Consider the following 25,067-nt stretch of genomic DNA (forward strand, 5'->3'; position numbering starts at 1 on the left):
GCTTTTATTATGCAATGGTAGTGTATAGAAAAACAGTTAGCTAAATAGTGGTGCTAAAACATATAAACATGTATAAATAGAAGAAATGTAAGTGAAATAATTATTAGAATTTTATAAATTTAAGGTGTAACCGATTGCATTTTTATTCAGTTCTTGAAATGTCGAAATTTGAGTGTTTAAATGGTAAAGGCAGATAATAATCAATAGCATTTTGCAAAGACTAAGAGAAGTAATGGATTGGTTTCCTATCGAATCATTACCTTACTTGCACATGCTATTACATAAAGACTGGTACTAAGAAACATTATGTCCTAGTGGAGTAGTCCATATAAACACTAATTAACGATTACAGCTATTAGAAGGAGCGAAAAAAGATGGCGAAAATTATTGCAATAAATGCAGGAAGTTCATCACTTAAATTCCAATTATTTGATATGCCTAGTGAAACAGTCTTAACGAAAGGCTTAGTTGAACGTATCGGTATTAATGATTCTGTTTTCAGTATTACAGTTAATGGTGAAAAGCAAACAGAAGTATCAGATATTCCTGATCATGCGGTGGCGGTTAAAATTCTATTATCAAAACTTACTGGTCTTGGAATTATTAAATCGTTAGATGAAATTGAAGGAATAGGGCACCGAGTTGTTCATGGTGGCGAAATCTTTAACGACTCGGCTATTATTAATGAGGATACACTAGCAAAGATTGAAGAATTATCTGATTTAGCTCCACTTCATAATCCAGCAAATATTGTTGGTATTAAAGCATTCCAAGAAGTATTACCGAATGTAGAAGCAGTAGCGGTATTTGATACAGCATTCCATCAGACAATGCCAGAGCAATCTTTCTTATATAGCTTACCATATGAGTATTATGAAGATTACGGTATTCGTAAGTATGGTTTCCATGGAACATCACATAAATATGTGTCTGAGCGTGCTGCTGAAATCCTAGGTAGACCAGTTGAACATTTACGCCTTATCTCATGCCATTTAGGTAATGGAGCTAGTATTGCAGCTATTGAAGGTGGAAAATCTATTGATACATCAATGGGATTCACTCCACTTGCTGGTGTTGCAATGGGGACTAGATCTGGTAACATTGACCCTGCATTAATTCCATTTATTATGGAGAAGACAGGCAAGGATGCAGATCAAGTATTAGATATCCTGAATAAAAAGAGTGGTATTCTGGGTGTATCAGGTCTTTCAAGTGATTTACGTGACATTGAAAAGGCTACTGAGGAAGGTAATGAAAGAGCAAAAACGGCTCTTGAAGTATTTGCTAGCCGTATTCACAAGTACATTGGTTCTTACGCTGCTAGAATGTCTGGCGTAGATGCCATTATCTTTACTGCTGGTATTGGAGAAAACAGCACAGAGATTCGTGCTCGCGTTCTTAAAGGTTTAGAGTTTATGGGAATTTATTGGGATCCTGCTTTAAATAAAGTTCGTGGTGAGGAAGCGTATATAAGCTACCCTCATTCACCAGTAAAAGTACTTGTTATTCCAACAAATGAAGAAGTAATGATCGCTAGGGATGTTGTTCGATTAGCCTCTAACTAAATAGATAAAAAAGACAGTCTACCCAAATAGACTGTCTTTTTTATGTTATCATGAAGGAAGGAAATGATTAGTAAATTTGTCCAATTGGAGGCATGATGGATGAGTGAATCGATAAAAGAGAATGCCATTTTAAACGAAATATTGCAATGGGAAACGGAACTGCAGGACGATTCTCGGACAGATTTTCAACGAACCTTTGATCGTTGGTTTCAACGAAAGCTGGATGAAATCCCAAGCGGCACAAAAAATATCCTTTTTAAGAAAATAGATAGTAGTTTATTTCATTTACATTCCTTTATCCAAAACTCCTTTATTCAACAGGATGCTAAAAAGCAAATTTTGCTTTCCGCCAGGTCACTGAATAGTGATATTGAACAACTTAGTGATTTACATCTATTACGAATTGATCAACTTCATTATTTAGCAGATTTACAAACTTCTAAGCATCGTCTATATTCCTTTTTGCAAGGCGGATTAACTGGAACTGGAGGATTGCTTTTAACAGGGCTTGACATACCTGCCCAAACAGTATTGAATTTGCGTGCGATTCAAATGATTTCTATGTGTTATGGGTATGAAATTAATAATCCTTATGAAATGATGATTTCCTTAAAGGTTTATCATGCTTCATTGATGCCTAAACAATTGAAATATAAAAGCTGGTTAGAATTGAAAAGAGAAGGAAAAAAAGGAGCCTCTTCTTACTTTTATGAAGGAAAGGAAGATGTTTCAAATGAAGAAAGCCTTGAATTTCTCTTGAAGCAAATTGCTAAATTATCTGTGATTTCTCTGTTTAAACGAAAGCTAATTGCGGGTGTACCCTTAGTTAGTATATTAGTTGGCGCTGGCTTTAATTATCAAGTAACACGCGACATTTGTATCTTTGCAAATAAATATTATCAATATCGCTACCTTGAAGATACATATGCTGTGGGAACTGGAGGAAACGATGAGTAGTATAGAACATAAACAAAATGCTCCAAAAAAAATAAAATGTAAAGTGATTACAATAAGTGATACAAGAAACAAAGAAACAGATAAGAGTGGGAAGCTGATAAAGAAATTTCTCCATGAGCAAGGTCATGAAGTGATTGATTATGAGATTGTGAAGGATGAAAAAACGCTCATTAGAAGTGCGATATTAAAAGGCTGTGAGAAAAGAGAAGTTGATGCAGTCATTACAAATGGCGGTACGGGCATTGCTAAAAGAGATGTAACGATTGAGGCTGTTGAGTCATTAATAGAAAAAGAAATTCCAGGATTCGGAGAGATATTCCGCATGCTTAGTTATCGTGATGATATTGGGTCTGCAGCGATACTTAGTAGAGCGATTGCAGGTGTAGCAATGGACACGGCTGTATTTTCTATACCTGGATCTTCGGGTGCCGTTTCATTAGCGATGGAAAAACTTATTTTACCTGAACTAGGTCATGTGGTGAGGGAAATAAAAAAAGACTTATAAAGAATGAAAAGAGGCTGGGACAGAATAAAATGTACCCTTTGTAAAGGACAGTTTTAAAAAAGGTGTTAAGCAGCCTGAAGAAGATGATCTCTGTATTTTACAGGGGTCATCTTTTTTAGGTTCCATTGATATCTATAATGGTTATAGTAAGTGATGTATTTGTCTATTTCACGTTTTAGTTCGTCAAAAGTTTTACACGGCTTAATATTAGCTTCGTCTTTAAGGTGGCCAAAGAATGATTCTATTGGTGCGTTATCCCAACAGTTTCCCCGTCTAGACATAGATTGCCGTAATCCCATTTTCTTTACAAGCTTTTGGAATCCTGGATGGGTGTAGTGAGTTCCTTGATCTGAATGAATGAGAGCGTCTTTAGTTTTCTTAAAATTTCGGTTCTTCTTTAACTTGTGCAAGGTGTTTGTAGCTAACTCCATGGTAATACGATTCGATAGGTGATAAGCTAGAATTTCACCTGTTGATCCATCTTTAATTACTGATAAATAGGCTCTTTGCCCATTATGGTATTGCATATAGGTGATGTCAGTAAGAAGTACGTTATATGGAATCCCTTGCTTAAATTGGCGGTTTAATATGTTTGGTACAACGCTATGTTCCTGTGTTGCTTTCATCATTCTTCTATATGGGTTGGCTTTTCTAATAGGACAGAAAATGTTGTATTTCTTCATAATTCTACGGATACGTTTCAAATTGAAGACACACTGAAATTGACCCGCCAGTGTCATCTTAAATTGACGTGCCCCTTTCTTTCGACCTTTAAAGTGAAAGGCTTTTAGGATTAATGTTTTAGCCTCTTCATCCTTCTTTTCCTGACGTTTTCTTTGTTCTTCAGACTTGGCTGAGAAATAATTATAGTAACCACTTCGAGATACCCCGGCAGCCTCACAAAGAAATTTCACCATGTGTTTTAGGTTATTTTTTTCAATAACTTCACGAATAAGAATGTACTTCTGACTAGCAGGAAGCCTTACTTCTTCAGCCCCCTTTCTAACATATGAATCTTTTTTAGGAGCTCATTTTCTGCCTTTACAAGATTCATCTGAGCTTCTAATCTTGCATATTTCTCCTCAAGAGGTAGTTCTTTTACTCGCTGTCTTCCAGAATTATCTTTCCTAGTGTCTTTCAGCCCCAACAACCCTTCAGTTTTATAAGTATTTCTCCAACGCTCTGAGGAGGATTTAATTCTTTGCATCCCGATAATTTCAACATCAAATCCAGCTTCTTCAAAGATCTGTCTTGAAAACTTACCCTTACTGAATTCAGAAACAAAATGTTGTTTAAACTCATCAGAATAAGTAATTCCCTTTGAACTAACCGATTTCACATATGGGTTTTTAGATAATTGTGTGATTTCTTTCTCTGTAAATAGCTTTTTACTCATAATTCTCCGTCTCCAAGTTCTGTCTCTAGTTGTGATTCTTACATTATACAAAAAAGTACCCTACAGAGAGCACTTTTTTTAAGTGTCTACTCTATAGGGTACATTTTAGAAATGCCTGGCTCTTTGTTTTGTCCCAGCCTCTTTTTTATTGCTAGACGTCATGATAAAATGCTTTGACATCCAGCTTAGTGATAGTGTAATGGATTCTGTCTCAACTTAAGTATGTGTCTTTGTAATGGATTGAGTTGTTCGAAACCAAATCCATAAATCATTAATAATGGATGCTAAATTTGCGATATCTTCATTTAACTGACAAGATTTGTTAAAGTCATCTTCTTGATTTAATTCAGCTTGCTTTTGATTTATTTGTTCCTCTAGATCATGAATACGGTCAGGAATTCCTCCACGAATTTGTTCCCACTTCTCGACTATTTTGTTTTGAGTCTCTAAGTTATATTGATTCCAATTGACATTTAAATGAGGTAGAAAAATTTTCAATCTTTTATCATATTTGAAATATTGATTCACATATAATCCCCCTACGTAAAACACTATAAAGAATACCGTTCCTCAAGCAATCAGGGATCCTCCTCGGCGTCTTCGGCTGTGGGGTTTCATTATGACACCCTAACTCCAAAAAGGATAGCACTCATAAATGGAAGACAAAGAGCGTCTTATGCGTGTCATCAAAAGGAGATCACCTAACATTTTCTTACATCCTTTTAGTGTAGCATAATCAACTTTATTCGGAAATGGATGAGAGAATGAAAGAATATAGGGCTCGATTAAATAATGAATAATGGATTTATTTTTATACAAGACTCTTTTCTTAAGCTTTGTTGCTAGCCACAATTCCTGACAAAGAATATAGTCATCATTCACACGTAATACGTATGAAAGCAAAAAAGGAAACAGCTACTCTCCCTATACAGAGAGAAAAACCTTATGAATAGAGGGAATCCGGACCCTGGGTTTTTATTAGGAAGGCAATAATCCATATGAAAACTGCTTTATACAAAAATATTCAGAAATATGCAACTTTCCTATTGACGGATTAGGGAAAGAGTTGGTAAAGTGATATTTATATAAAAGATGTATTTTTATTAGGTGATATTAATTTTTATACACTTGGGAGGAACAGACAAAATGAAAAAAGTAGTTTTAGCATACTCCGGGGGATTAGATACTTCCGTTGCGATAAAATGGTTACAAGAACAAGGTTATGAAGTAGTTGCTTGTTGTTTAGACGTAGGTGAGGGAAAGGATACTGCATTTGTTCAACAGAAGGCGTTACAAGTGGGTGCAGTTGAATCCTACATGATCGATGCTAAAGAAGAATATGCATATGATTTCGCATTACTTGCCCTTCAGGCACATGCTCTATATGAAGGGAAATATCCTCTTGTTTCAGCACTTTCTCGCCCTTTAATTGCTAAGAAGCTTGTTGAAATTGCAGAAAAAGAAAATGCAGTTGCCATTGCACATGGATGTACGGGAAAAGGCAATGACCAAGTGCGCTTTGAAGTATCAATAAAAGCATTGAATCCTGATTTAGAAGTACTCGCTCCAGTGAGAGAATGGGGATGGTCCCGTGAAGAGGAAATTGAATATGCAGTTAAACATGATATTCCAATTCCAATTAATCTAGACAGTCCGTATTCTATTGATCAAAATTTATGGGGACGAAGTAACGAATGTGGAATTCTAGAAGATCCATGGGCTGCTCCTCCAGAGGGTGCTTACGATTTAACTGTTCCTCTTGAGAAGACACCGAATGAGCCGGAAATCATTGAAATTGCTTTTGAAAAAGGTGTGCCAGTAAAGCTTAATGATCAAGAATATCCTTTACATGAATTAATTCTTGAATTAAATGAAGTGGCTGGTAAACATGGTGTTGGGCGTATTGATCACGTAGAAAATCGTCTAGTAGGTATTAAATCTCGTGAAGTTTATGAATGCCCAGGTGCAATGACGCTAATTAAAGCACATAAAGAACTTGAGGATTTAACATTAGTAAAAGAAGTTGCTCACTTTAAACCTATGATTGAAAATAAATTAACGGAAGTGATCTATAACGGTCTATGGTTCTCTCCGTTAAAAGACGCATTACATGCATTTTTAAAAGAAACTCAAAAGTTTGTCACGGGAACAGTACGAGTGAAATTATTTAAAGGTCACGCTATTGTTGAAGGAAGAAAATCGGAGTACTCATTATATGATGAAAAGCTTGCAACCTATACGAAGGATGATGCATTCGACCATAATGCGGCAGTTGGATTTATTGAGCTATGGGGACTTCCTACGAAAGTGAATAGTATGGTGAAAAATTCGAAGGTGGAAGTATGAAAAAACTTTGGGGTGGAAGATTCCAAAAAACCCCTGAGCAGTGGGTGGATGAATTTGGAGCATCCATCCACTTTGATCAGGAATTAGTGGAAGAAGATCTTACTGGTAGTTTAGCTCATGTTGAAATGCTTGGGAAATGTGGCATCATCTCACAAGAGGAAGCTGAACTCATTACCAAAGGCTTAAAAACTCTCTTACAAAAAGCACAAAATAATGAACTCTCCTTCTCAGTAGCATATGAAGACATTCATTTAAATATTGAAAAGCTACTTATTGATGAAATAGGACCTGTTGGTGGAAAGTTACATACAGGTAGAAGTAGAAATGATCAGGTAGCAACGGATATGCATTTATATTTGCGGAAGCATGTTCAAACGATCATTGAATTAATAAAAGGACTGCAAGCAACTCTATTAACAAAAGCAGAAGAACATGTGGAAACTATTTTACCTGGATACACACATCTCCAACGCGCGCAACCCATTTCATTTGCTCATCATTTAATGGCATATTATTGGATGTTAGATCGAGATAAACAAAGGTTTCAAGAGTCTCAGAAGAGAATTAATCTTTCTCCTTTAGGAAGTGCCGCTCTTGCTGGGACGACATTTCCTATTGATCGTGCTTTTACTGCCGACAAATTACAGTTTGAAGGAATGTATGAAAATAGCCTGGACGGTGTTAGTGATCGTGATTTCATCATTGAATTTTTAAGCAACAGCTCCTTAACAATGATGCATTTATCACGTCTTTGCGAAGAAATTATTTTGTGGTGTTCTCAAGAGTTTCAATTTATTGAACTGGATGATACGTATGCAACAGGAAGTAGTATCATGCCACAAAAGAAAAATCCAGACATGGCTGAGCTCATTAGGGGTAAAACGGGTAGAGTTTATGGGAACTTAATGTCTCTACTAACGATTTTAAAAGGGCTACCTTTAGCTTACAATAAAGATCTTCAAGAAGATAAAGAAGGTATGTTTGATACGGTGAAAACAATGGAGGGAAGTCTTCAGATTTTCATAGGCATGATGGAAACCTTAAAGGTAAACAAGGAAAAAATGGAACAGGCTACGAAAGAAGACTTTTCTAACGCAACTGAGCTTGCCGATTACCTATCAACAAAAGGTATGCCTTTTAGAGATGCACATGAGGTAGTAGGAACACTTGTTTACCAATGTATCACCTCAGGTATTTATTTAAAGGATCTACCTTTTGAAGAATATAAGAAAGCATCACATTTATTTGAAGAGGATGTATATGAAGTCATTAATCCATATGAGGCCGTCAGAAAAAGGATGAGTGCTGGTGGAACCGGATTTGACGTTGTGAGACAAGCGATAGAAAAAGCGAAGGAAAACTTAAATTAACATGTTATCGGTATAAGCTTCTTATTTCATGACACACTATATTGGAGTAATAGAAATAAGGAGTGGGAAAAAATGAAGGAAAAACGAGTGAATAGACAAACGTACTACTATGATCATTTAGGGGAAGCGGAAACGATGCAACAGCTGACAGACTCCTATTCCAGTGGAGTAGTAGAACAGCAATACGATCCAAACTTTCTTCAAGAGCACCTTCGCTACCCTAAAAACTATGAACTCTAAAAAATAGCTGGCGCTTAAAAGCCAGCTATTTTTTTTCACGTGATAGAGTGTAGATTTCATTTCTCTCTTAGGCATGCGCCTTGCATTTTTCTTACCTCAAGGATATTTTCATAACTATTTTATGTTTTATGTATAAAAAAGGAAATTACCAGTATGAAGTCCACTGGCATTTTTTTTAGGGCTAGATACTACTATACCTGTTAGAAACAATCTTTTAGAAAAAAGTCTAGATCAAACAAAAATCAACAAATTTCAAAGCAAGTTCATTGTAAAATAATGAAAAGACTAGCACAATAGAAGTAGCAAAAGCAGTTTTGTTAGGTTAATGTAAAAAGAGAAGGTTAAGTTAGGGGAGGAACTGTATCGTGCGACGACATGCCCTGATAACGGCTGGTGCAAAAGGGTTAGGAAAAAAAGTAACAGAAGAATTTCTAAATAAGGGATATTCCGTTACAGTGAATTATCGTAAAGATTCTCATGCAATTGAAGAATTTAAAGATTCATTTTCACATATGAATGATTGTTTATTGTTTATTAAAGGTGATGTAACACAAAAAGAAGATTTAACTAGAATGATTGATGTGACAATGGAGCGCTTTGGCCGAATTGACTGTCTCATTAATAACGCGGGTCCTTACATATTCGACCGAAAAAAATTGGCTGATTATACAGATGATGAATGGTATCAGATGATAGAAGGTAACTTAAGTTCTGTTTTCCATCTCTTTAAAAAGGTCGTTCCCATTATGAGAGCCCAACAATTCGGTAGAATTATTACATATGGATTTCAAGGGGCTGAATCTTCTCCTGGTTGGCTTCACCGTTCTGCTTTTGGTGCAGCAAAAGTCGGTCTTGTTTCTTTAACAAAATCAATTAGTATCGAGGAAGCAGAAAACGGTATTACAGCTAACATGATTTCCCCTGGAATCATTGTTGGGGAAATGAAAGAAGCAACAATTGAAGAGTCGCGCCTTATACCTGATTCACAAACCCCTATTGGAAGATCTGGGACAGGAGAGGACATTGCACGAATGATTTCTTTTATCTGTGATGAAAATTCTGACATGATTACGGGTTCTGTTATTGAAGTAACAGGTGGAGCAAATGTTATCCACCGTTTTCAAAAATAAAAGCTGCTTATCTATTTATTGAGCATGAAAGTCTGTCAATCATTAAAAGTAGAGGCTGGGACAGAAGTGCCTGGCACCTTATCGTAACGACTATATGTACGCACTGATTTATCTAGTGCACACAATAGATTGTATCGAAGGGTGCCTGGCTCTTTGTTTTGTCCCAGCCTCTTTCTCTTTCGGGAGGCCAATTAAGCTTGGTGAATACGGGAAAAGAAAATATGGATATATTTCACACAAGAATGGACCTGTTATATGACGTAATCATATGATGAATTACGGTCATACTGATAAGGACGTTTAATGGAATAGGAGGAAACAGCATGAAGATTGGCGTACCGGCTGAGATAAAGAATAATGAAAATCGGGTAGCAATGACTCCTGCGGGTGCATTTCATCTCGTGAAATCAGGTCATGAAGTATACATTGAAAAAAATGCAGGGGTAGGCTCTGGTTTTTCAGACGAGCAGTATGCAAAAGCGGGGGCGCAAATTGTAGCGACTCCAGAACAAGCGTGGGCAATGGATCTAGTAATGAAGGTTAAAGAACCCATTAAGGAAGAGTATCACTATTTTAGAGAAGATTTACTCTTGTTTACGTATTTGCATTTGGCGCCAGAGCCAGAATTAACCAAGGCGTTAATGGATAAAAAGGTAATAGCGATAGCCTATGAGACGGTTCAACTCCCAGATGGTTCACTGCCACTCCTTACTCCAATGAGTGAGGTAGCTGGAAGAATGGCTTCCCAAATAGGGGCACAGTTCCTAGAAAAGCCACGTGGTGGAAAAGGTATTCTCCTAGCTGGTGTACCAGGCACGCAGAGAGGCAAGGTGACGATTATTGGTGGAGGTGTAGCAGGGACTAACGCAGCTAAGATTGCGATTGGTTTAGGAGGAGATGTAACAATACTAGATGTTAACCCTGAGCGACTGAGACAAGTAGATGATTTGTTTGGTCATTCTATTTCTACCCTCATCTCTAACCCTCTTACAATCTCAGAAGCTGTGCACCAATCAGACTTAGTGATTGGTGCAGTCCTCATACCTGGTGCAAGAGCACCTAAATTAGTATCTGAAGAGGATGTTAAATCCATGTCTAAAGGATCTGTTATTGTGGATATTGCGATTGATCAAGGTGGGATTTTTGCTACTACAGATAAAATAACAACACATGACAATCCAACCTACGAAAAACATGGGGTTCTTCATTACGCAGTAGCAAATATGCCAGGCGCTGTGCCAAGAACATCCACAATTGCACTCACAAATGTAACGGTCCCTTATGCCGTTCAACTTGCAAATAAAGGGTACAAGAAAGCATGTTTAGAAAATGAAGCTTTATTAAAAGGAATTAATACCATTGGTGGCTATGTAACTTATGAAGCTGTAGCTGATGCGCAAGGATTGACCTATTCTGATGCAAGAACGTTTTTACTTGGAATATGAGATAGGTAGTTAAAGGTTGATTCAGAAATGGAGTCAACCTTTTACTTTTTAGAAAATGTCTCTCTTATGTTTTAACTAGTAATGAGCATGGGTATGATTTTATAGATAAGGTAATATCGATAATGAGGTAGAAAAAAGTGGAGGAGATGTAACGAGTATGGACATTTCATTTCATGGACACTCTGTTGTTCAGATACGAACTTCTTCTAATAAGAAAATCATAATTGATCCTTTTATTAATGGGAATAATCAGACGGATCTAGAGGTTGAGAACATAGAGGTGGATGTGATTATCTTAACACATGGTCATAATGATCATGTAGGAGATACGGTTGAGATTGCAAAGAAGAATAATGCGCTAGTGATTGCTCCGTATGAATTAGCAGTTTACATAGGAAATAAAGGAATCAACTATCATCCAATGAATATAGGTGGATCCTATCAATTTGATTTTGGAACGGTTAAACTAACACAAGCATTTCATGGATCTAGTTATCAAGATGAGGAAGGAACTGTTATTTATACGGGAATGCCGTCAGGCGTATTGTTCACAAGTGATGATAAGACCATTTACCATGCAGGAGATACAGCCCTTTTTTCTGATATGAAAATGATAGGTGAATTACATCCTATTGATTTGGCGTTTTTACCAATAGGTGATAATTTAACAATGGGTCCCGAAGATGCAAAGATTGCAGCTAACTGGTTACATGCAAAGCGTGTGGTTCCAATTCATTATGATACATTTGACTTTATTAAACAGGATCCAAATCATTTCGTTTCAATGTTACCTGAAGGTGTAGGTCTAGCTCTAAAAGCTGGAGAGAAGATTACACTGTAAATAATTGTTGTCCAAGAGAAGTGAGCAGAGATGTTCACTTCTTTTTTGTGGTGTACATGCATAGGATGTAGTAAAAGAAGAAGGGATGATGACAGTGAAAAATTTATTCTATGCGATGATTGCATTAATGTCTCTCTATTTTGCCCTACAGAAAATTACTTTATCAGGTAATCATATGGAAACTGTATTTGCGATGAGTTGGTTATGTTTAGCGGTGTTTGTCATTGGAGGAAACCTTGCCCATTATTTATATCGTCCTAAGCAAGCATCAATGAGACAAGATAAGGAAGTTAAGCATTATATACAGAAAAAGAGACAACGCCAAATGATGCGTTGATATAAGCTTCTATCACCCTTATAATAAAAGGACATACAAGGAAAATGATAGCCGTTAGGAATGCATGAAAAAAGGGTGATGAAGCTTGGCTACAAAGCATGAGCAAATTTTACAATATATTAATTCTCTACCGGTTGGAGAAAAGATTTCCGTACGTCAAATAGCAAAAGATATAAATGTAAGTGAGGGAACAGCTTATCGAGCAATAAAAGAGGCTGAAAATAAAGGATATGTGAGCACCATTGAACGTGTAGGTACTATTCGCATTGAAACAAAGAAAAAAGAAAATTTTGAGAAATTAACGTATGCTGAAGTGGTGAACATTGTAGATGGACAAGTGTTAGGTGGACGAGCTGGTCTACATAAAACATTAAATAAATTTGTTATTGGGGCAATGAAATTAGAAGCGATGATGCGATATACGGGCGCAGGAAACTTGTTGATCGTCGGGAATCGAACGAACGCTCATCAATATGCTCTAGAAGCTGGAGCAGCCGTTCTTATAACAGGTGGCTTTGACACAGAAGATCATGTGAAAAAACTTGCGGATGAACTAGAACTTCCAATTATCTCAACGAGCTATGATACGTTTACAGTCGGAACAATGATTAATCGTGCGATTTATGATCAGTTGATTAAGAAAGAGATTGTACAAGTTGAAGATATTCTCACACCAGTGGACAAAACGATCTGTCTCAATGTACAAGATACGGTATCAATTTGGTATCAGCATAATTATGAAACAGGTCATGGTCGTTTTCCTGTCATAGATCAAAATAGGAAGGTACATGGAATTGTAACGTCAAAGGATATAATGGGCTATGACCATTCGGTGTTGATTGAAAAAGTCATGACTAAAAACCCGATTACGGTGCTCGGAAAAACATCAGTCGCTTCAGCAGCTCAAATGATGGTATGGGAAGGGATTGAGGTTTTACCAGTTGTCGATAATCAAAACCGTCTACAAGGAATGATTAGTCGTCAAGATGTACTAAAAGCCCTTCAGGTGATCCAAAGGCAACCACAGATTGGGGAGAAGCTGGATGATATCGTAACGAATCAATTTTTGCCTATAGAGGATGAATCTAAAAGAAGCAACGTATTTCGCTGTGAGGTTAGCCCGCAAATGACCAATCATTTGGGAACCATTTCTTATGGAGTATTTACTACTCTTGTAACCGAATCAGTTAATCGCTACTTACGTGCACAGAAAAAAGGGGATATCATCGTAGAAAACATAACAATTTACTTTATAAAGCCCGTTCAAATGGAGTCAATGCTTGAAATTCATCCGAAAATACTCGAGGTTGGTCGGAAGTTTGGAAAGATTGATATAGAGGCTTATAGTGATGGACTTGTAGTAGGTAAGGCAATGATGATGGTTCAATTAATAGAAAGATAAGAAGCTGTGTACGGTTAGATTAGAGAAGCAACAATGTTTCATAGGTCAGGGGCTGACCCAAAGTCTAGATTTAGACCTTGGGTTAGCCTTTTCTCATATGTATATTTTTTTCATTAAGTTAAATGTAAAAAACCGCGGACGTCTATTCACAAAAAAAGAAAGAGTGCCCAGAAGGTCGTTATTGAACAACCTTTTGAATCACCCCCTTGTTCTACTCTCTATTTCGCATTCTGCTGCTTCGCTTCCTCAACTGCTTGTGGTAAATAATGCTTGTAAGCTCGATAGCCAGCCCATGCACTAGCAACACCTATTAAAATAAATATCGAGCCTATTACTAGAGAAATGGTAGATCGATTAAGAAAAAATTGGTTTACTCCAAAAAAAGTAACAAACAACCCTAAGGCTATACTAGCCTTGGAGGATAGCCATTTTTTTTCAACATATTTATTTGATCTATAAGCTTTTACTCTGTAGAAAAGGTAGAAAGCAAGAGAAAAGATAATTAAGGCTACGAAAACAGACATATTACATCCCCCATTAAGTATGAAATCTCACTATTATTGTATCATGAATAATCTAGAAATCTACGAATTTGATAAAGGCTGATTTTTCATTCTTTTTTAATTTTAACTTTTATGATTTAATACTTTATATACTACTTTTGTTAAGGTATTAAACATACTTGTTGTAAGCTGTTATAAGGAAAATATAATTAAAGGAGAAATGGATGAAACAACAAATATTAGAAGCTATTCGTCAGAATGAAACAATTATCATTCATCGTCATGTTCGGCCTGATCCAGATGCATACGGTTCTCAATGCGGGTTAGCGGAGCTATTAAAAGCATCATTCCCAACTAAGAAAATTTATGTAGTTGGTGAAACAGAGCCTTCATTAGAATTCTTATACAAAATGGACAGCGTCCAAGATCATTTGTATAAAGAAGCTCTTGTTATTGTATGTGATACGGCTAATCAAGCAAGGGTAAGCGATCAGAGATACAGTACTGGAAAAACAGTGATAAAAATTGATCATCACCCTAATGATGATCAATATGGAGACCTAATGTGGGTTGATACATCTGCGAGTGCTACGAGTGAAATGATTTATGAACTATACTTAGAGGGGAAAGAAGATGGGCTTCATTTATCAAAAGAAGCCGCAGAGCTTTTATATGCAGGAATTGTTGGGGATACTGGGCGTTTTCTGTTTCCTAGTACAACAGAAAGAACATTCCGATATGCAAGTGCTCTTATATCATTAGGCATCAAGCCGACTCCTTTATATGACGAGCTCTACAAAACAAAGAGAAATGTCGCTAAGCTAAGTGGGTATGTCCTGCAAAATTTCACAATGTCTCCATCAGGAGCAGCTCATATGATGATGACGAGGGATTTGTTAGAAGAATTTGAAGTTACTCCTTCAGAAGCCTCACAATTAGTCAGCATTATCGGCAATATTGACGGAATTAAGGCATGGGTGTTTTTTGTAGAAGAAGATAGTCAAATTCGTGTAAGATTACGTTCAAAAGAAATCGTGATAAATAAGTTAGCAAAGAAATATAACGGTGGCGGACACCCATTAGCTTCAGGTGCCTCCGTATATAGTTGGGAAGAAGCACAATCTGTTTTAAAAGATTTAGAGACTTTATGTCAGGAAGCGTGAGTAACAATTAAATGACAATAAGCGTGAATTCCCTTGCGAATCCACGCTTATTTGTCGTTCATGTACAACTCGTTAGAATTACGATTATGAAGCTCTAATTAACCGCATGACTACTCTACTATTATCCAGTAAGAATGATGCGGTTCAAATGAATAAGTAAATTAGAAGTATTATATGATCTATATCTTTTTATTGGAGATGACGTTAAAGCTTTAGTATGGAAGAGGGTGAGGAATGCTCTCATAAAAGGAAGTAGGAAGTAAAATATGGTAGCGGTTACTTTATTCTAGTTGGAATAAACCAAAAGCCAAACTCTGTCGCATCCTCATATACATCTAACTGTTGATTTTGTATTTCCTTTTTGATTAAGTTGGCAAGCTCGGGTGTTTCGGCATAAGCGGAAAAACCCTTTTTAATTGAATCAAGCTTTTCTTGAGCGAGTTTCTTTGAATTTAGAACTTTCATGATTTCTCCTCCTTTTCAAAAAGTTGTATAGTAAAAACAAGAAAGTCAACATGGATGAAAAAAGCAGTTGCTCCTTCCTTGTTTTTCCTATTTTTATTTTATCAAAAAAAACGAATGTTGCGACGATTTTCTTTTGGATATCTTAAAATTTTTGTGTCGTCTTATTTTACAAACAAAATCTCCACTTCAATAATAAGCGTCGTATATAGGATGAATTTTGTCATTTTAAATGTGTACTCTTTTCCGTCCTCTTGTTTAATGATTTTATTTTCAATGAGTCTTTCAATAAGCAATCGATTATTTGTTATATACTCAATATCTTTTGTTAAAACAATATCTGCTAAATCTTGTTTAATGTCATCTTCGATATTCTTAACCTTGAAGTCCTTTATGTGATACTTATCACCATTTGTAATATCAACAGTTAGTTCCTGAACAGTTAGTTTTTCTTTCGCCTCTTTATTAAGCTTAGAATATTCTTGTTCGTATATTTCTTTGTTTTTATTTAGTTCTTCGATCACTTGTTTCTGCTCCTCAATTGTGGTGCTGTGCTGTTCTTGTATGGTTCCAAAGATGAATAAAAAAACACCCCAACTAATGATTGCTCCAATGGCGACACCAGCAAAGAAACGTTGCCAAGTGGGTTGTCGATAATGGGGAGGAATTCTCATTGTAAATGCTCCTGTGTTAACCAGGCGATAAGGTGCCAACCTGTTTGAGCGCCACCCATTGCAGATACGATTAGTAGCACTTGTTTGACGATATCTCGAGTCTCACCTTCAAAGATCCCACGTTCAAAGCTGTAAAAGGCATCAAATGTTCCTCCAATTGCTGCAACAAGTGCCCAGATTTTTAAGCGATTCGCAAATTCAAACATTTTTGTTAAGGGGGGTTCTCCTGCTAAAAATGCACCTATAGCTCCAATAAGTGTTCCACCTAATAGCACTCCAAGCGCAATAAAATAACTATGAATAAATGCCGGCATAAAGGCTTCTTTGTCCATACTATCGACCTCCTATTTCTATATATATGGACAACCTTTTTAAGTATGTTTGAAAAAGCTGATTTCGTTTAGTTTCGAAAAAAATAATTCTCACCTACATGTGTGCAAAGTCTTCTCTTTTTATATAAAGAAAGAGTAGGTGTTTTCTATCATTAAAGGATATTTTTAGAGAACGATGATTAAATGAATCTAAGCATTGATAAAATAGATTCGATATTGAACAGTGGCTCTAATTTGTGTCAATATCCTGTAGAGAATATAATAGAAGGAGACTCTTTCACAAACATGATCGTACATCTTTAGCATAGTCTGTATTTTTTAAAAAAATATTTACATTTTTAGCTGTTAAGCTTTCATAATGAGGACAGTTACATAGCCTTTCAGATATACATAATAGCTATAAATACATTTTTATCCATTTGAAAATGTGTATACAAAGACAATTAGATAGTAAGGAAGAGTAAAGAGAAAGGAGGAGAAACGTTGCCGTTTGTTCATTTGCAAGTGAAAAGTGCTTATAGTCTGCTATCGAGTTCAGTTCGACTAGATGCGCTTGTACAAAAAGCGAAACAATTACAATATAAATCATTGGCCCTCACAGATGATAGCGTCATGTACGGAGTGATTCCTTTTTACAAGCTATGTATGAAGGAAGGGATAAAACCGATTATTGGGCTTACAATTCAAGTGGTTAGGGAGGATGATGAGAAATATACTCTAGTATTACTGGCCGAGAACAATGAGGGCTATCGAAATTTAGTGAAAATTAGTAGTGCTATACAAACGAAAACGCCGGATGGTCTACCTGAAAGGTGGCTTAAAAGCTATGCAAAAGGATTGATTGCTTTGTTTCCATCAACGGATAAAGTGAATCAACTTCTTATCATGGATAAGGAAAGAGAAGAATTGCTTTCTCTTTTTTCAACTATACAAAAAACCTTTCATAAAGACTGCTTCTTTTTAGGGATTGGAAAACAGAGAGACAAAGACCACGGATTATTAGAACGGGTGTTATCATTTACTAAAGAAGAACTAAGGATCCCATTAGTAGCCCTCACAAATGTTTTATTCCTTGAAAGAGACGACTATATCGCACAGCAATGTTTAGTAGCCATAAAAAATAATGAAAAGTTGTCAGACACCCCTCAGGATGAAAATGAAGAATATTTCTTAAGGTCTCATGAAGAGATGGTTGCCCTTTTTGAAGACGAACTTGATGCATTGGAAAATACATTAAAAATTGCAGGTCGTTGTTCTGTCACAATTGAATTAGGAGCTACCCATCTTCCTAAGTTTCCTACCCCATCTAATGAATCAGCGGACGAATATTTACATACGCTTTGTTATGAAGGGTTAACAAAACGAATGGGTGAAATATCTAAGCAATATGAAGATAGACTTACCTATGAACTGAATATTATTAGACGGATGAAGTTTAGTGATTATTTTCTTATTGTTTGGGACTTTATGAAATATGCACATGAAAATGGTATTGTTACGGGTCCTGGTCGTGGTTCAGCCGCAGGTTCACTTGTATCCTATGCTCTGAATATTACCGACGTTGATCCAATAGAGCATCGATTACTATTTGAACGGTTTTTAAATCCTGAACGAATCACTATGCCTGATATTGATATTGATTTTCCTGATACGAGAAGAGATGAAGTCATTCAATATGTAGCAAACAAATATGGGGAGCTACATGTAGCACAAATCGTAACATTTGGTACATTAGCTGCTAAAGCTGCTATTCGTGATGTTGGGAGGGTCATGGGGGCGTCCCCAAAGGAGACAGACATCCTGTCCAAGCTCATCCCGGCTCGCCCAGGAATTTCATTATTAGATACCATTAAAGAATCTGATCAGCTTACCAAATTGATTAATGAAGATCCTTTAACAAATAAAATCATTCAAACAGCCTTGAAAATTGAAGGTTTACCAAGGCATACATCCACACATGCAGCTGGTGTTGTTCTTAGTGACCGGCCATTAACAGATATCGTACCTATCCAAGACGGCCAGCACAATGTGTATTTAACCCAATTTTCTATGGATTATTTAGAAGATTTAGGGTTATTGAAAATGGATTTCCTCGGTTTGAGAAACTTATCACTTATTGAGAATATAAAAAAATTAATTCTACAAGTAGAAGGAAATTCCGCTCCCGTAGCGAACATGTCTTATCAAGATCAATCCACTTTTTCCCTTTTAGCTGCGGGCGATACAACGGGTGTCTTTCAGCTCGAATCAGAGGGGATGAGAAGTGTATTAAAGAGATTACAACCATCAAGTTTGGAAGATATTGTTGCAGTTAATGCATTGTATCGTCCAGGTCCCATGGAAAACATCCCACTCTTTATTGATAGAAAACATCACCGTGTAAAGATTACCTATCTTCACCAAGCTCTAGAACCAATCTTGAAAAACACTTACGGTGTTATTGTATATCAGGAGCAAATTATGGAAATAGCTTCTCAAATCGCAGGCTTTTCGTTAGGTGAAGCAGATCTTTTACGACGTGCAGTTGGAAAGAAAAAGAAAGAAGTACTAGATGCTGAGCGTACTCACTTTGTTGAGGGATGCAAAGGGAATGGGTTTAGTGAAGAAATAGCCAATGAAGTGTACGATTTAATTGTTAAATTTGCAAATTATGGGTTTAATCGGAGTCATGCCGTTGCATATAGCATGATTGCTTATCAGTTGGCCTACTTAAAGGCAAATTATCCCCTATATTTTTATACAGCCTTATTAACTAGTGCAATCGGGAATGATGAGAAAATTGCGCAATATATTAGGGAAGTAAAGCAGAAAGGGTTTGACCTATTACCTCCTTCAATCAACAACAGTGCTTTTCCATTTCTCGTTGAAAAAGGAGCAATCAGGTTCAGTTTAGCTGCAGTAAAGAGTGTTGGAGTGGCTGCTATAAAAGAGATTTTCAAAGCTAGAAGGCAAAAATCATTTGGAGATCTATTTGATTTTTGTATTCGTGTTAATTTGAAAATTGTTAACAGAAGAACGATGGAGCAACTAGTTTTATCTGGAGCAATGGACGAATTTGAGATAGATAGAGCTTCTCTTTTAGCAAGTTTGGATGTAGCGATTGAACATGCAGAACTCATGAAACCATCAGATGAAAATCAGTTTGATCTATTTATTGAAGAAGAGTTTATGCTAAAGCCGAAATATATTGAGGTAGAACCATTTAAAATTGATGAAAAGCTGAAAAGTGAGAAAGAAGCTCTAGGCTTTTATTTTTCAAGTCATCCTGTTGAAATATATCGTCATGTTTTGAACCATGCAGGTGCTACTCTTATTCTTGACTTACCTACTCATGGTGGGAGAGCATCTGTTGGGGCGATGGTGATCAGTGTTCGAGTTATTCGAACAAAAAAAGGTGAAAATATGGCCTTTTTATTACTTGGTGATGAGTCAGGAGAACTTGATGCTGTCTTATTCCCGCAAACATTTTCAAAATATCATCATCTTTTAAATAACCAGTCTTTATTATTTTTAAAAGGAAAGATTGAAGTACGACAAGATAAGCAACAGTTAATTATCCAGGAGATTGTAGCTGTGGACAAATTACCTGAACCTAAAAAGGTAGGGAAATTATTCTTGAAAATTAATAAAGAAAGTATGGAGCAGCAAAAATTACAAGAGGTTAAAGAACTATTGTCAAATGATCCGGGTCAGATACCTGTCTATTTATATTACGATGTTGATAAGAAAACCGTTCAGCTCCCAAAAGATTATTTTGTTTCTGCTAATGAACAGTGTATACGTGAACTAGGACATTTATTAGGAAATGAAAATGTAGTGTACAGACCATGAGTTGTAAAGAAGTGAATGGAAGAAGTGGGTTTGGTTGCATTTACTCCAGAAGGTGCAAAAACCTTAAATGGAGATAGGGGGAACTTTGTTCACCCTTAAAGAGGATAGGACTCAAGCTCCTCCTTTTACTGATTCGCTCGCTTTTTAACATACTATAAAGAATAGTGGTAGCTCTCATTCTATGGTCATACGTGTAACATGGTTCTATTGTTCTATTTAGTTATGACGGTTATTCTATCCTTTACAAAAAAGGGAATTATGTTATCATTTAATATTGTTATAGGTGGTCAGACCACTAACGAAAATTATTCTACGAAAGATTTTGTGTTGCAATGTGAAACTTACAAGGGGAGTGTCGATTATGTCGTTACGTGAGGAAGCATTACATATTCATAGAGTGAATAAGGGGAAATTAGAATCTAAGGCAAAAATACCTGTAAAGAATGCATATGATTTAAGTTTAGCGTATTCTCCAGGAGTCGCTGAACCTTGTAAAGATATCTACGATGATAAAAATAAAGTATATGATTACACAATGAAGGGGAATATGGTCGCTGTTGTATCAGATGGTACAGCTGTATTAGGGTTGGGGAATATTGGGCCAGAAGCGGCCTTACCAGTTATGGAAGGAAAAGCTGTCCTATTTAAAAGCTTTGCAGGGGTTGATGCATTTCCTATCTGCTTAAACACGACAGATGTTGATGAAATTGTTAACACGGTAAAACTTTTAGAACCAACATTTGGTGGAGTGAACCTAGAGGATATTGCAGCACCTAATTGTTTTGTAATCGAGGAAAGACTAAAAAAAGAAACAAATATACCAATCTTTCATGATGATCAACATGGTACAGCGATCGTGACTGTTGCAGGTTTAGTTAATGCGTTGAAAATCGCAGGGAAGAGCATGGAGAAAATTCGTGTTGTTGCAAACGGAGCAGGGGCAGCAGGTATAGCCATTATAAAATTATTATATCGTTATGGTGTTCGAGATATTATTATGTGTGATTCCAAAGGAGCAATCTATGAAAATCGTCCATTCGGAATGAATAATGTAAAATCTGAAGTGGCAAGGTTTACGAATAGAGATCAACACTCTGGATCACTAGCAGATGTAATAAAAGGGGCAGATGTATTTATAGGAGTTTCAGTTGAAGGAGCTCTCTCAAAGGAAATGATTCAATCCATGAATGAAGATCCTATTATTTTTGCTATGGCAAATCCTGTACCTGAAATTATGCCAGAAGATGCTAAAGCTGCCGGTGCAATGGTTATAGGGACAGGAAGATCTGATTTCCCTAATCAAGTAAACAATGTATTAGCTTTTCCAGGTATATTTAGAGGAGCTCTTGATGTTAGAGCAACTCATATAAATGAGAAAATGAAAATCGCTGCGGTTGAGGCGATTGCTTCCTTAGTTTCTGAACATGAATTACGTCCTGAATATGTTATACCGGCTCCTTTTGATCCTCGTGTTGCACCTGCTGTTGCTTCTGCTGTAGCAAAAGCGGCAATGGAGACCGGGGTTGCAAGAATTATGGTTGACCCAGAGGAAGTTGCAGAGAAAACAAGGCAACTTGCTATTATTGAATAAAGTGAGTGATGGTTTATTGACAACACCACAATCGAAAGCCTATATAGAAATTTTAAGTTATATTAGGAAATATATATCTGAAAACCATCTTTCTTATGGAGATAAAATTCCTTCTGAAAGGGAATTTGCTGATAAGCTTAAGGTTGGAAGATCATCCGTAAGAGAAGCCCTTAGAGCCCTTGAATTACTAGGGATGATTGAAACAAGAAGAGGCGAAGGAACGTTCTTAAAGGATTTTAGAGAACACACATTAATTGAATTGCTAGGGACCTTTATTTTAGAAGGTACAAAAGCAATAGATGATATTTTAGAACTGAATACAATGCTCGAGAATAATGCCATCTCACTTTTATTAAAGCAAGAACATGGTGATGCTCTACTAACTCTTAAGAAAGAAATTTCTGTTAATGGGTTAACAAGGTATGAAACAATGAGTGAGCTAGTACAACTGGCTAATAATCATTTACTGTATAGAGTTTGGCGAGTGTTAAATGAATATGTAAGCTTTGTCTCCACACGAAATAAGGATAAAACCTATTCGTCTGAAGCTCTTGAACAATTTGTTCACTCTATCTATCAAAAAAATGAAGAACAAATTAAGGATGCCTATACAAAATTAGCCCTTACAGAAAATGTCGAATAGGTGTTGACAAGCTTCTACAATAAAACACCTACGTGTTCTTTAAAATAGATTTTATTACAGCACTCTTCTAAATAGGAAAGGATAGATGATGAGCTACCATTGGTGTTATGGTAGTCTCGTTTTATTAGACAAGACTTTTTTATTGATGCTAGGATTGCTAGTTACTCTTTGGATGATTGTTAGATAAATTAGAGTAACTAGCTTTTGAAAAGGGAGGTACCATTATGCTAAAAGATTTATTTACGACGAAACCTAAAAAGAAAAAGTATGCATCCATCCCTTCTGAACAGGCAAAACATGATGTTCCTGAGGGCATTGTCTTAAAATGTTCAAGCTGTAAAAAGATTATGTATACGAAAGAACTTAATAAAAATTTAAAAGTATGTATGAACTGTGGTCATCACCACCAGATGAATGCAAAAGAACGTATCCAGAGTCTTTTTGATGAAAGTAGCTTTGTTGAATATGATAAGGAAATGATGTCGCAAAACCCGCTGAACTTTCCAGGGTATGAAGAAAAGGTTGAAAAAGATCGTCAAAAAACAAAGCAAAATGAAGCTGTCGTAACAGGTGAGGGCTCCATTAATGGATTCCAAACAACAGTCGCTATTATGGATGCTAGCTTTAGAATGGGGAGTATGGGATCAGTTGTTGGTGAAAAAATTACCCGTACTATTGAACGAGCAAATGAGAAGGGACTTCCTTTTATCATTTTGACTGCTTCAGGTGGTGCTAGAATGCAAGAGGGTGTTCTAAGCCTTATGCAAATGGCAAAAACGAGTTCAGCGCTAAAACTTTTTAGTGATAATGGTGGTCTCATTATTTCTGTTATGACACATCCTACAACTGGTGGTGTTTCTGCAAGCTTTGCTTCTTTAGGAGATTATAACTTTGCAGAGCCTGGTGCGTTAATAGGGTTTGCTGGACGCCGTATTATTGAACAAACAATTCGTGAAGAGCTTCCGGATGATTTTCAAACTGCTGAGTTTCTTTTAAAGCATGGCCAGCTAGATGCAGTGATTGATCGAAAAGATCTGAAAGACACTCTTGGGAATATCCTAGACATTCATCAATCGGGAGGTGAGATCAATTGGTAGGAGAATTAGAATTTGAAAAACCAGTGACCGAGCTAAGGAAGAAGATTAGTGAGCTAAAGGAATTTACAAGTCAATCAGATGTTGATCTATCTTCTGAAATTGAAAAATTAGAATCTCGTTTAGAAAAACTAGAAAGTGAGATTTATACGAATATTAAACCATGGGATAGAGTTCAAATTGCGAGACATCCAAACAGACCGACAACTCTTGACTATATCGAACATATTTTCACCAATTTCTTCGAATGTCATGGGGATCGATATTACGGTGATGACGATGCGATAGTAAGTGGGATAGCAAAGTTTAGAGATTATCCAGTTACTGTCATTGGTCATCAGCGAGGAAAAGATACAAAAGAGAATATCCGAAGAAATTTCGGAATGCCACATCCAGAAGGGTATCGAAAAGCTTTAAGATTAATGAAACAGGCGGATAAGTTTAAACGACCGATTATTTGTTTTATTGATACAAAAGGTGCATATCCAGGAAAAGCGGCAGAAGAAAGAGGTCAGAGTGAAGCCATAGCTAAAAATTTATTTGAAATGGCAGGGTTATCTGTTCCTGTAATTTGTATTGTCATAGGTGAAGGTGGAAGTGGTGGTGCACTTGCATTGGGTGTAGGGAATTATATTCATATGCTTGAAAACTCAACCTATTCCGTTATCTCACCAGAAGGTGCTGCAGCACTTCTTTGGAAGGACTCCGGTTTAGCTAAGAAGGCAGCAGAGACAATGAAAATAACAGCGCCTGATTTAAAGGAACTTGGAGTCATTGATGAGATTATTCCTGAAGTAAAAGGTGGCGCTCACAAGGATATACGTCAACAAGCATTAAATATTGAGAAAGTGATTGGAGATTCTCTGAAACAATTGCTGGAATTAAGCGGTGAAGAGCTAATTCAACATCGTTATAATAAGTATAAAAAAATAGGGGAAGTTTCGTTTGCAAACGAGCTTCTTGGGGTAAAATAGATAAACGTGTGACTTAATAGTCCACGTTTTCTTTTCGTAAGTGAAAGAGGAAAGGAAATAACTCAGGCAAGCTAGTTTAGCTTCACTATACGTAAATCATAAATGAGATAAAAAATGAATTATTTTGGAAATCCTTATGTGATGATGTCATGATGAGGGACAATTAATTTAATAAAATTACATATTTCAATAAACACAGTAGATAATTTATTGTATAATGAAAAAGGTTCATAAGAAGGTTATTCGACAAAAAAATACAATTCGAC

At 36.4% G+C, this 25,067-nt stretch carries 23 protein-coding genes; 17 read left to right on the forward strand and 6 right to left on the reverse strand.

The features are described 5' to 3' along the window. Positions 1-374 precede the first annotated feature (374 nt). From A9C19_RS04755 to A9C19_RS04765, 3 genes are all read left to right on the forward strand, one after another. Positions 375-1,565 (forward strand): acetate kinase, encoded by a 1,191-nt coding sequence (locus tag A9C19_RS04755; protein ID WP_072578875.1) that lies wholly within the window; start codon positions 375-377, stop codon positions 1,563-1,565. A 99-nt stretch (positions 1,566-1,664) separates the two neighbouring features. Continuing rightward, entirely contained in the window at positions 1,665-2,522 is an 858-nt protein-coding gene (locus A9C19_RS04760; protein ID WP_072578876.1) for an EcsC family protein, read from the forward strand. Then, on the forward strand, positions 2,515-3,027 hold the full coding sequence (locus tag A9C19_RS04765; RefSeq protein ID WP_072578877.1) for a MogA/MoaB family molybdenum cofactor biosynthesis protein: 513 nt from the start codon (positions 2,515-2,517) through the stop codon (positions 3,025-3,027). Before A9C19_RS04760 ends, A9C19_RS04765 begins: the two co-directional genes overlap by 8 nt. 65 nt (positions 3,028-3,092) lie before the next feature. Here A9C19_RS04765 and A9C19_RS21135 read toward each other — a convergent pair. Continuing rightward, positions 3,093-4,423, reverse strand: a protein-coding gene (locus A9C19_RS21135; protein WP_233499244.1) for an IS3 family transposase whose coding sequence is annotated in 2 segments (ribosomal slippage) — positions 3,093-4,051 and positions 4,051-4,423 — 1,332 coding nt in all. Because the reading frame shifts where the segments join, the coding sequence is not laid out codon by codon here. Between the two features lie 216 nt (positions 4,424-4,639). Further along, the gene (locus A9C19_RS04780) at positions 4,640-4,951 is read right to left on the reverse strand and encodes a hypothetical protein (protein WP_072578880.1); all 312 of its coding nucleotides are present in this window, start codon (positions 4,949-4,951) and stop codon (positions 4,640-4,642) included. A 618-nt stretch (positions 4,952-5,569) separates the two neighbouring features. On the opposite strand from A9C19_RS04780, the gene A9C19_RS04785 reads away from it, so the two are divergent. The 8 genes from A9C19_RS04785 (at position 5,570) to A9C19_RS04815 (ending at position 13,534) form a co-directional block, all read left to right on the forward strand. Continuing rightward, positions 5,570-6,769: an argininosuccinate synthase gene (locus A9C19_RS04785; RefSeq protein WP_072578881.1), complete on the forward strand. Its 1,200-nt coding sequence runs from the start codon at positions 5,570-5,572 to the stop codon at positions 6,767-6,769. Next, positions 6,766-8,139 (forward strand): argininosuccinate lyase, encoded by a 1,374-nt coding sequence (gene argH, locus A9C19_RS04790; protein ID WP_072578882.1) that lies wholly within the window; start codon positions 6,766-6,768, stop codon positions 8,137-8,139. Before A9C19_RS04785 ends, argH begins: the two co-directional genes overlap by 4 nt. A 72-nt stretch (positions 8,140-8,211) precedes the next feature. Further along, the gene (locus A9C19_RS21670) at positions 8,212-8,379 is read left to right on the forward strand and encodes a hypothetical protein (protein ID WP_158515054.1); all 168 of its coding nucleotides are present in this window, start codon (positions 8,212-8,214) and stop codon (positions 8,377-8,379) included. Between the two features lie 365 nt (positions 8,380-8,744). Further along, complete coding sequence (locus A9C19_RS04795; protein ID WP_072578883.1) at positions 8,745-9,509, forward strand: SDR family oxidoreductase; 765 nt, start codon at positions 8,745-8,747, stop codon at positions 9,507-9,509. Positions 9,510-9,832: 323 nt separating this feature from the next. Beyond that, a complete protein-coding gene (ald, locus tag A9C19_RS04800) occupies positions 9,833-10,954 on the forward strand; it encodes an alanine dehydrogenase (RefSeq protein WP_072578884.1) in 1,122 nt (373 codons plus the stop codon). A gap of 157 nt (positions 10,955-11,111) precedes the next feature. Beyond that, positions 11,112-11,795 carry a metal-dependent hydrolase gene (locus A9C19_RS04805; protein ID WP_072578885.1) on the forward strand — a complete coding sequence of 228 codons (684 nt, stop codon included), beginning with the start codon at positions 11,112-11,114 and terminating at the stop codon, positions 11,793-11,795. 94 nt (positions 11,796-11,889) lie between these two features. Then, a complete protein-coding gene (locus tag A9C19_RS04810) occupies positions 11,890-12,132 on the forward strand; it encodes a hypothetical protein (protein WP_145925777.1) in 243 nt (80 codons plus the stop codon). 85 nt (positions 12,133-12,217) lie between these two features. Continuing rightward, positions 12,218-13,534: a CBS domain-containing protein gene (locus tag A9C19_RS04815; protein ID WP_072578887.1), complete on the forward strand. Its 1,317-nt coding sequence runs from the start codon at positions 12,218-12,220 to the stop codon at positions 13,532-13,534. Between the two features lie 218 nt (positions 13,535-13,752). Here the strand turns inward: A9C19_RS04815 and A9C19_RS04820 are convergent, their stop codons facing one another. Beyond that, entirely contained in the window at positions 13,753-14,058 is a 306-nt protein-coding gene (locus A9C19_RS04820; protein WP_072578888.1) for a YtpI family protein, read from the reverse strand. A 203-nt stretch (positions 14,059-14,261) separates the two neighbouring features. Between A9C19_RS04820 and A9C19_RS04825 the strand changes: the two genes are divergently transcribed. Continuing rightward, on the forward strand, positions 14,262-15,200 hold the full coding sequence (locus A9C19_RS04825; RefSeq protein WP_072578889.1) for a DHH family phosphoesterase: 939 nt from the start codon (positions 14,262-14,264) through the stop codon (positions 15,198-15,200). Between the two features lie 276 nt (positions 15,201-15,476). Here the strand turns inward: A9C19_RS04825 and A9C19_RS04830 are convergent, their stop codons facing one another. The 3 genes from A9C19_RS04830 to ytrH all read right to left on the reverse strand — a co-directional run bounded on the left by A9C19_RS04830 (position 15,477) and on the right by ytrH (position 16,668). Further along, the gene (locus A9C19_RS04830; protein WP_072578890.1) at positions 15,477-15,665 is read right to left on the reverse strand and encodes a YtzJ family protein; all 189 of its coding nucleotides are present in this window, start codon (positions 15,663-15,665) and stop codon (positions 15,477-15,479) included. A gap of 161 nt (positions 15,666-15,826) precedes the next feature. Next, positions 15,827-16,336, reverse strand: coding sequence for a sporulation membrane protein YtrI (gene ytrI, locus A9C19_RS04835; protein ID WP_072578891.1), 510 nt, complete (start codon positions 16,334-16,336; stop codon positions 15,827-15,829). After that, positions 16,333-16,668 (reverse strand): sporulation membrane protein YtrH, encoded by a 336-nt coding sequence (gene ytrH, locus A9C19_RS04840; protein WP_072578892.1) that lies wholly within the window; start codon positions 16,666-16,668, stop codon positions 16,333-16,335. The genes ytrI and ytrH overlap by 4 nt, the downstream gene beginning before the upstream one ends. Before the next feature lie 483 nt (positions 16,669-17,151). Here ytrH and dnaE point away from each other — a divergent pair, with 483 nt between their 5' ends. The 5 genes from dnaE to accA all read left to right on the forward strand — a co-directional run bounded on the left by dnaE (position 17,152) and on the right by accA (position 24,801). Further along, positions 17,152-20,499 (forward strand): DNA polymerase III subunit alpha, encoded by a 3,348-nt coding sequence (gene dnaE, locus A9C19_RS04845; protein WP_072578893.1) that lies wholly within the window; start codon positions 17,152-17,154, stop codon positions 20,497-20,499. 361 nt (positions 20,500-20,860) lie between these two features. After that, positions 20,861-22,090: an NADP-dependent malic enzyme gene (gene ystJ, locus A9C19_RS04850; protein ID WP_072578894.1), complete on the forward strand. Its 1,230-nt coding sequence runs from the start codon at positions 20,861-20,863 to the stop codon at positions 22,088-22,090. A gap of 16 nt (positions 22,091-22,106) precedes the next feature. Next, positions 22,107-22,733, forward strand: coding sequence for a FadR/GntR family transcriptional regulator (locus tag A9C19_RS04855; protein WP_072581746.1), 627 nt, complete (start codon positions 22,107-22,109; stop codon positions 22,731-22,733). Positions 22,734-22,957: 224 nt separating this feature from the next. Further along, positions 22,958-23,830 carry an acetyl-CoA carboxylase, carboxyltransferase subunit beta gene (gene accD / locus A9C19_RS04860; RefSeq protein ID WP_072578895.1) on the forward strand — a complete coding sequence of 291 codons (873 nt, stop codon included), beginning with the start codon at positions 22,958-22,960 and terminating at the stop codon, positions 23,828-23,830. Beyond that, on the forward strand, positions 23,824-24,801 hold the full coding sequence (accA, locus tag A9C19_RS04865; protein WP_072578896.1) for an acetyl-CoA carboxylase carboxyl transferase subunit alpha: 978 nt from the start codon (positions 23,824-23,826) through the stop codon (positions 24,799-24,801). The genes accD and accA overlap by 7 nt, the downstream gene beginning before the upstream one ends. Positions 24,802-25,067: the final 266 nt, after the last annotated feature.

This window comes from Bacillus weihaiensis (genome assembly GCF_001889165.1).
Lineage (GTDB): Bacteria > Bacillota > Bacilli > Bacillales > Bacillaceae > Metabacillus > Metabacillus weihaiensis.

Bases quoted from the DNA above. Each gene is read 5' to 3' on its own strand.
- A9C19_RS04755 (WP_072578875.1), top strand. From the start codon at position 375: ATGGCGAAAATTATTGCAATAAATGCAGGAAGTTCATCACTTAAATTC.
- A9C19_RS04820 (WP_072578888.1), bottom strand. From the start codon at position 14,058: ATGTCTGTTTTCGTAGCCTTAATTATCTTTTCTCTTGCTTTCTACCTT.
- argH (WP_072578882.1), top strand. From the start codon at position 6,766: ATGAAAAAACTTTGGGGTGGAAGATTCCAAAAAACCCCTGAGCAGTGG.
- A9C19_RS04805 (WP_072578885.1), top strand. From the start codon at position 11,112: ATGGACATTTCATTTCATGGACACTCTGTTGTTCAGATACGAACTTCT.
- A9C19_RS04765 (WP_072578877.1), top strand. From the start codon at position 2,515: ATGAGTAGTATAGAACATAAACAAAATGCTCCAAAAAAAATAAAATGT.
- A9C19_RS21670 (WP_158515054.1), top strand. From the start codon at position 8,212: ATGAAGGAAAAACGAGTGAATAGACAAACGTACTACTATGATCATTTA.
- A9C19_RS04760 (WP_072578876.1), top strand. From the start codon at position 1,665: ATGAGTGAATCGATAAAAGAGAATGCCATTTTAAACGAAATATTGCAA.
- ytrI (WP_072578891.1), bottom strand. From the start codon at position 16,336: ATGAGAATTCCTCCCCATTATCGACAACCCACTTGGCAACGTTTCTTT.
- ald (WP_072578884.1), top strand. From the start codon at position 9,833: ATGAAGATTGGCGTACCGGCTGAGATAAAGAATAATGAAAATCGGGTA.
- A9C19_RS04825 (WP_072578889.1), top strand. From the start codon at position 14,262: ATGAAACAACAAATATTAGAAGCTATTCGTCAGAATGAAACAATTATC.
- ystJ (WP_072578894.1), top strand. From the start codon at position 20,861: ATGTCGTTACGTGAGGAAGCATTACATATTCATAGAGTGAATAAGGGG.
- A9C19_RS04830 (WP_072578890.1), bottom strand. From the start codon at position 15,665: ATGAAAGTTCTAAATTCAAAGAAACTCGCTCAAGAAAAGCTTGATTCA.
- accD (WP_072578895.1), top strand. From the start codon at position 22,958: ATGCTAAAAGATTTATTTACGACGAAACCTAAAAAGAAAAAGTATGCA.
- A9C19_RS04785 (WP_072578881.1), top strand. From the start codon at position 5,570: ATGAAAAAAGTAGTTTTAGCATACTCCGGGGGATTAGATACTTCCGTT.
- ytrH (WP_072578892.1), bottom strand. From the start codon at position 16,668: ATGGACAAAGAAGCCTTTATGCCGGCATTTATTCATAGTTATTTTATT.